This is a genomic window from Hymenobacter glacialis, assembly GCF_001816165.1.
In the GTDB taxonomy this organism is placed as follows: Bacteria; Bacteroidota; Bacteroidia; order Cytophagales; family Hymenobacteraceae; genus Hymenobacter; species Hymenobacter glacialis.
This window is the reverse complement of record NZ_MDZC01000095.1, coordinates 1-7056: the sequence shown is the minus strand read 5'-3', so window position 1 is coordinate 7056 and position 7056 is coordinate 1. Positions and strand designations below refer to the sequence as shown.

At 54.6% G+C, this 7056-nt stretch carries 3 protein-coding genes; all 3 read right to left on the bottom strand.

Going from position 1 to position 7056, the window contains the following annotated elements:
* Nucleotides 1-271 precede the first annotated feature (271 nt).
* A complete protein-coding gene (locus BEN48_RS14740) occupies nucleotides 272-1021 on the bottom strand; it encodes a hypothetical protein (protein WP_125932671.1) in 750 nt (249 codons plus the stop codon).
* A 2-nt stretch (nucleotides 1022-1023) separates the two neighbouring features.
* Nucleotides 1024-4083 carry an Eco57I restriction-modification methylase domain-containing protein gene (locus tag BEN48_RS14735; RefSeq protein WP_206599869.1) on the bottom strand — a complete coding sequence of 1020 codons (3060 nt, stop codon included), beginning with the start codon at nucleotides 4081-4083 and terminating at the stop codon, nucleotides 1024-1026.
* A 519-nt stretch (nucleotides 4084-4602) separates the two neighbouring features.
* Nucleotides 4603-7056 (bottom strand): helicase-related protein (locus BEN48_RS14730; protein WP_070735664.1); only part of this gene is annotated, 2454 nt, incomplete at its 5' end.

Here is a 7056-nt window from a genome sequence, read left to right as displayed (position 1 = left end):
CCCGGATAGGCGCAGGCGCTACCGGGCCACAGATAAAGCTCAGAAAGTACATTACCCTGCGCTAGTACCTGTTGCCAGGGAGCCTGATGAGTGTTGTTATCAGCTACTAGCAGTGCCACCAAGGCAGGACTAACCCAGCGGACGTAAGGCACCGCTAAGCGCACCAAGGCTACTTGGTCGGCTTCGGCTACGTGGCGGGGCCACATTTCCAAGGTTGGGTCGGGCAAGTGCATGTATCGGTAAGTTGAACGGGCGGTTGGCCAACAGTATATCAACCAAATGGAATAGCTTCTTCGTTGATTCTGTCTTGCAAAGACTGTTCATAGGTGAAAAGTCGTTCTCGCTGTTCGTCAATAAGTACGAGCTGGTCGGGCCGGTTTTGCTCCACATCCTTGAATAGGCCCTGATAAGCAATGCGGCACTCGTTGAGCTTACTGATGTACTGTAGGTCAACTAAGGAAGCCAATAATTGCTTTTGGTCAAGCGCCAGAATTTCACTTTCCATCCTGTTCACCACCAATGAAAAAAGGTTGTGCATATCGCCAATTCTCCAAACATAGCTAAGCCATTTCCTGTCAGCCTCCTCGTGCTCTTTATTATCAGTTGATAGATTATGTTCATAATTCCACCAATAATCATGTTGTGCTACTTCAGCGAAAACTGCCTCATTCCGGTGTGCCGCATCAGCAAGCTTTTCCACAAGCTTATATGTTAGCTCAAAATACTTCTCATTCTGGCTATCCTTCTGCTCCGCTTCAATTTGCTTCTTTTGCTCGTCCAATTCTTCCCGTTGCAGATAATTAGCCGCGAGCTGCTCCCGCAACGAGAAGTAAATGACCAGCAACCCAGCGAAGTTGAGTACCGGTCCGGCAATGCCTCCTATGGTGTCCCCAACCGGGCCGGTATCATGAAAGCTAATCCCAAACCACGACCGTGACGTGAGGGCCCAAGGGAGAATACAGGCTAGCACGGCTCCTAGCCCGATGGTTAGAAACGCCCACGTAGTATTTGATTTTCTCATCACTACGCCAGCTTAGCACCCGCTGCCCCATACGCCGCCTCGCTCATCGCAAACCCCGGCTCCACCAGTAGCACCTCCTCGTAGCTCAACCCATACAGGTGGTACACCAGCACGTCAATCTCCGCCTCCAGCGCCGTTGTGTCGGCCGTGGCGGAAGCAGCTTTTGCGGCGAGGATTTTCGTGACACGAGAATCAAATTCACTAACTAGTTTTTTGTCAGCCATTATGATTGGTAAATTCTCAACATATACCAATTTTATTTCTGCAAACACTTTACCAACCATTTGCGGATTCTGTACTTCAAAAAACCACTGCGTGAGCCTAGCGTTTAGAATCGCTAATACAAACAAATTCAAAGATTTATTATGAGGCTTAAGGATGTGGCAGGATTTGACACAAATTGCGTTATTTGTGACATATGCAGCTCTGATTTTGTCGTCAGTCCTGCGGAGCATAATAACCGGACCCTCGAAAATTTCAGGGTCTCTAGGTGCAGCAAGCCAGTTACCATATTGAACGAATTCTTCAGAAGCTTTCAATAAGTACCTATTAACATCAACGCCACGAACCAAGGGGCGCCAGCCTTTAGGTTGATTTCCTTTCAGGGTGAAAGGCTTCTCTGTCATTGTCTTTTCGGTTTGAGCTGGCTTGCCTTTTCCCTTTTCATATAGAATCACACCTGCTTTGATATCAGCAAGGCTTTTCATTGGAACTGCACTACTTGAAATCTTCTTCGATAAGTATTTATTTTTATTATTAGAGTAACGATAAACAATCTTTGCGCCTTCATCTGATAGAATTTCTTTCAATGCAATAGTCGATTGAATCTTATCATTATCGGTGAACTTAATCACAGTGTCCTCTGAATTTTTAGTTTGAGTCTGAGCTATAAAAACCACAGTATCAACTACTGCTTTTTCAAAAGCCCACTGCGTGTCATATAAATGACTTAACCGATTGTTTCCCAAAAACCATTTGCGAAATTCGTCTCCTTGTTCAAGGTCGCAAAATGTGTTCGGTACTATGTATGAAATAAAGCTGGCGCTTTTAGAAATATTTGACGCCATCACAATAAATAGAAAGTAACTATCCGCTACTTTTTTGGCAGGCCTATAATTTTCATTAACAAAGGCTAAATACTCTTTCCCTTTGGTTTTAAGGCCATATGGTGGGTTTCCAATCACAATATCGAACCCCGGTTGGTCCGTTACGTGCGGATTGAGTACTTCCGGGAAGTCCAACCGCCAGTCGAAGTAGGGTAGAGGCCGTTTTGCGTCGGCCTGCAATGACCGTAACTGGTTAAGTTGTGCACTGTAGCCTTGGCGCACGGTCAGAATAGCCAGGTCAGCGGCCTGCTGCTTAGCCGTGCCGCCAAACATGGTAGCTTGCGCGGTTGGCAGCTTTGCCATTTCCAATTCCACCTGCGCTATAAGCAGGTCAATCTTTGCATCGCGAATCTGCGCTTGCAGTGCCAGTTTCTTAGCGCCCGACTTGGTAAAAAACTGGCGTTGCAGTGTGCCGAGCGACTTGTATTGCTGGCGCAGCTTGGCTTCGCGCTCGGTGCCGGCTTTCAAGCTCCAGTTTAGTGCCAGTGTGTCGTTGTCCAGCTTGCTCACCAATGAGTTGCCCACTACTATTTTGTAGTCTAAGTTGGGCAGCGGGCGGGGCCGGTCCTCGTCCACCACCAGCGAGAGCCAGAAGCGCAGTCGGGCAATGTCCACCGCCCCGCGCTCAATGTCCACTCCGTAAATCGAATTCTGAATAATGCCCAGCTTCACGCCAGCGTGGTAGCTGCCGGGGTCGGCAAGATGGTCGCGCTCATGAAACAGGCTGCCGTTCTGCACCTGCGTCAGGTCCTTCAGCACCAGCTTGCACAGATAGATTTCGTGCAGCAGCCCCATCGGAAACGCCCCCGACCCAATAGCCGGGTCACATATTTTCACCGTGTCCAGCAGCTCATCAATCTGCCGGGCGTGCTGCCGGATAAAGTCGTTGGCCACCTTCTCGCGCACAAACTTCTCCAGCTCCACCCGCTGCACGTTGCCGCGGTTCTCCGTCGTGGTCAGGGCCAGCTGCCCGGCCTTGGCTGCCGGGCTGGTCCCGGCTGCCAGTCCCTTTGCTGTGCTACCCAGCGCCACCTCAAACACGTTCAGGCGCGTGTCCAGATACTCAATCAGGCTCTCGCGGCACATGTAGTGCACTATCTCCTTAGGCGTGTAGAACGCGCCCTTGTCTTTGTTGTCCTCCAGCAGGTTCTCAAAGATGTTGCCCAGCATCTCCGGGTCCACGGCCACCACATGCTCGTCGGGGCTGTCCTCCTGCACCGTGAAGTTGTAGGAGTCCAGAAAGTCCAGAAACCCGCGCCCGGCCGGGTCGTCGGCACGCTGCGCCTGGTGGAATAGCCCCGCCGGCAGTGTCAGCTGGTACTTGACCGCATCGTGCGCGTCCCGGTCAAACAAGCCGCCGTTCAAAAATGGAATGCACACCTTCTGCGCATTTTCCTCGTTTTCTCCTTTGGGCATCGTGAACAGGTCGCCGGTGCGCTCCTCGTTCAGCGTTTCAAAAAACAGCCGGCTCAGCCACACCGGGTAAAACGTCGCGTTGGCCCCGCTGGCATGAAACAGCTTCGTAATAAAGCCCTGGTCGCCATCGGCATATACCGGGCTGCTGGCTCCCAACCAGCCCTTCTTCTGCACAAAATACAGAAACACCAGCCGCCCCAGCAGCTTCTTCACAAAGTCGCGAATGGCCTTCTCGTCCCCGTTAAACACCGACTTCTTGAAGTTGCTGCCCATCAACTCCTCACAGAACAGCAGGTAGTGCCGCTTGTACTCCTTGAAAAACTCCTTGCTCAGCACCTCCACCTCAAACGCCTTCACCAGCGTGTCCAGCGTCACATCGGCCTCCGTCGCCAGCTGGCGCAGCCGGTCGGCTGGCGTGCGGCAGGCCTGCCCCGGCCCCAGCAGGTAGGTGTAGCGGCGGGCGTTGTTGGTTTGCTCCACCACCTTGCCGTCGCGCAGCACCGCGTCCTTCGCTACCAGCGTAAAGCGCCACGGCCGCACGCCCACCTCCGTAGTCGCCGGCACAAAGTTCACCAGTGCCGCCTGCCCCACCGTGAGCAGCCGCCGCACCAGCGCCTGAATGCCCACCCGGCTTTGCTCCGGCCGCACCTTGGGCTGCAGCCGCACTTCCAGGCACTGCACCTCCGTGCCATCATCCAGCGTCAGCTCGCCATACTGCACCGCCGAAATAGCCAGCCGCTTGTCGGAAGCCGTCATCTCGCCCGTGGGCTGGTCCGCCGAGTACACGGCCAGCCGCCCCGGCCCAAACACCGGCCGCAGCACGTCACGGATAAAGCCCGGCCGGTCATAAGGCAGCGGCAGTACGGGGCGGAGGTCAAGCTTACCAGCCATAATCAGAAGCAGTAGAAATGTGGAATGTGGAAAAGAAGAAATTATAAAAAGCACGTCATGCTGAGCGTAATCGAAGCATCTCGCGTGGGGTAGTAACTTAATCGACTGGTTTACCACCCCACGCGAGATGCTTCGACTACGCTCAGCATCACGTTGAGGGAAACACGCTTAGCTCTCTGCCCCGAAGCTCACCGTCAGCACAATGGTCGGGTTGATGATGGGCCGCGGGGCCCGGTCATCGGTCGGGGCCGCATCGTCGTCGTCCCCCGACAGGGCATAGCGGTCCAGTATCGAGGTAAAGAGCTTTTCCAGCACGGCCGGTATCTGCGCCGGCAGCAGCGGATGGTGCGCGGCAAAGAATTCATTTACCTCCTTGGGTAGACCCTGCGCCGCAAACTTGCCCGCCTCAATGGCTTTTCGGAAGCGCTGCAGCGCATTCCGCTTCTGCGCAGTCGGGGCTTCCTTCACCATCAATTGCAGGTACTTCAAGGCCGCGTTTTCGGTGTTGTTAAGCTGCTTTTTGTTCACCGTCTGCCGGATGTTCTGCTGCACTTTTTCCGACAGAAAGAACTCCAGCCCCCGCAGCGTCTGCTGGTGGTGCTGCGCCGGCAGTGGCAACGCTTTTTCCGCCTGCGCCGCCTCAAATATGCGGGCCGACTCCAAAAACGTCAGCTCCACCGGCTGTCCCGTGGCCGGCACCAGGCTGAAAGTGCCGGGGTGGTTGTCGGCCTTGAAGTACGCCACCGACGCGCCCCCCATCGGGTAGGTGGCCTGGCTGTCCACGTCGTACACCGGCCGGCGCTCGGGCGGTACCTGGTCTGCAGCCCGCCCGCAGCGGGCCTTATGGGGCAAATTCGCAATTTCCTTGAACCGCTTCGGGTGTTCCCGCTTAAACTGGCGCAGAAACGTCAGGTACTTCTCCGTCTCGCTCTCTTCCTGCTGAATCCGGCTGCCGAATAGCTTGCCTTCGCCCACCTCCTCCAGCACCGAGAATATCTTATTGTCTTCGCCAAACGCCGAGTGGAACGCCTGCAGCTTGCGCAGGGCCTTGTTCACCAGCGTAATCTGCACGTCGCCCTCCGCCGATGGGTAAAAGTTGTACACGAACACCTCATTGGCCCGCGTGCCGATGCGGTTTACCCGCCCAATGCGCTGCATCAGGCGCGTGGCGTTCCAGGGCACGTCGTAGTTCACTATCACGCTCGAGCGGTGCAGGTTCACTCCCTCGGCCAGTACCTCCGTCGTAATCACGATGTCGTAGTCATCGGCCCATTTGTCTTCCGCCAGGTTGGCGTCGAAGTTGTCCCGAATAGTTTGCTGCAGGCTCTTGCGGTTGCTCGCATTCACGCTCAGCACCCGGTCGTAGTGGTGCTCCTGCAGGCAGGCCACCAGGTCCCCGGCCGTTTCCGTGCTCTCCGTAAAAATCACCAGCTTACCGCTCGGATTGGTTTTCTTCGTGAGGAAGGTGTTTTTTATCCGGTGAATAAATTCGTCCAGCTTGGGGTCGTGGTGCACGCTCTGCCAACGCTTTAGCAGGGCCACCACCTTCTTTTGCTCCGTCCGCAGCAGGTTTGCAAAGTCCTTATCAAAGTCAGCCGCCTTAAATTCCCGGTTGTTGCCGGCCTTCTCGTTAATTTTTTGCTCTATCTCGTCATAGCTGTAGCCTTCTTCCAACAGCTTATTAACGTCTAGGTCGGGTGCTACAAAAATTCGGTCGTTGTCGAACATGGTCAGCATGTTGCCGATGGCCTTGTTCAACCGGCTCAGGGAACCCCGAAAAGCACAAAAGGAGCTTTCCAGGCGCTTCACCAGCAAAGTCCGCATGATGCTGGCCAGCCGGTCCGAGATGCTTTCCACGCTGCCGTACTGCTTCCGGTCTTCCTCCTTCACCAAGTGCTCAATGGCGCGGTAGCGGTAGTATTCGAGGCCACCGGCTACCTTATTACCATCTTCGTCGAAGGGCGAAACCAAGGCCACGGTGTCGGCAAACAACTTGGCCAGGTCATCATCCAGCAAGTAATCCACCGCAATGGGCTCCCTCTGCTTAGGAAACTTAATGCCCTGCTCCTTCAAATCAGCCAGGTATTCCGGGTTGTTCTCAATGTCTTTGCGCGTCCGCCGAATTACCAGCGGCTCAATCACGTCATTACGCAGCTGTGCAAACAGGGCTTTCAGCTTTGGTATGTTGAGCTTCTTTTCCGCCGAAAGCTTCTTGTACTTATCTTTAATCGGCTTGAAATACTCCTGCAGGTTGCGCACCCCCTTCAGCGTCGAGTTGCGCCGGTCCTGAAACAGGTACAGTTGATTCTCAATATCGGCCGGGCTGTTGTTCAACGGCGTGGCCGACACCAGCAGCACCTTCTTGCGGTCGTCGCCATTGTCGGCCCGCCGCGCCCGCGGCCGTTTGCATATCTCCTGCAGTTCCAGGTACATGCCCGTGTAGTCGTTGCGGAACTTGTGCGACTCGTCCACCACCACCAGGTCGTACTGGTCGGCATTGTGGTAGTCATAGTTCTCCTCGTTCAGCACCCGGTGCAGCGAGCCGTTGGTGATAAACTGAAAGTGGTTTTCCACCTGAAAGTCCCGGGCCGTGCGCTGCCAGTTCGTCACTAGCGCCGGCGG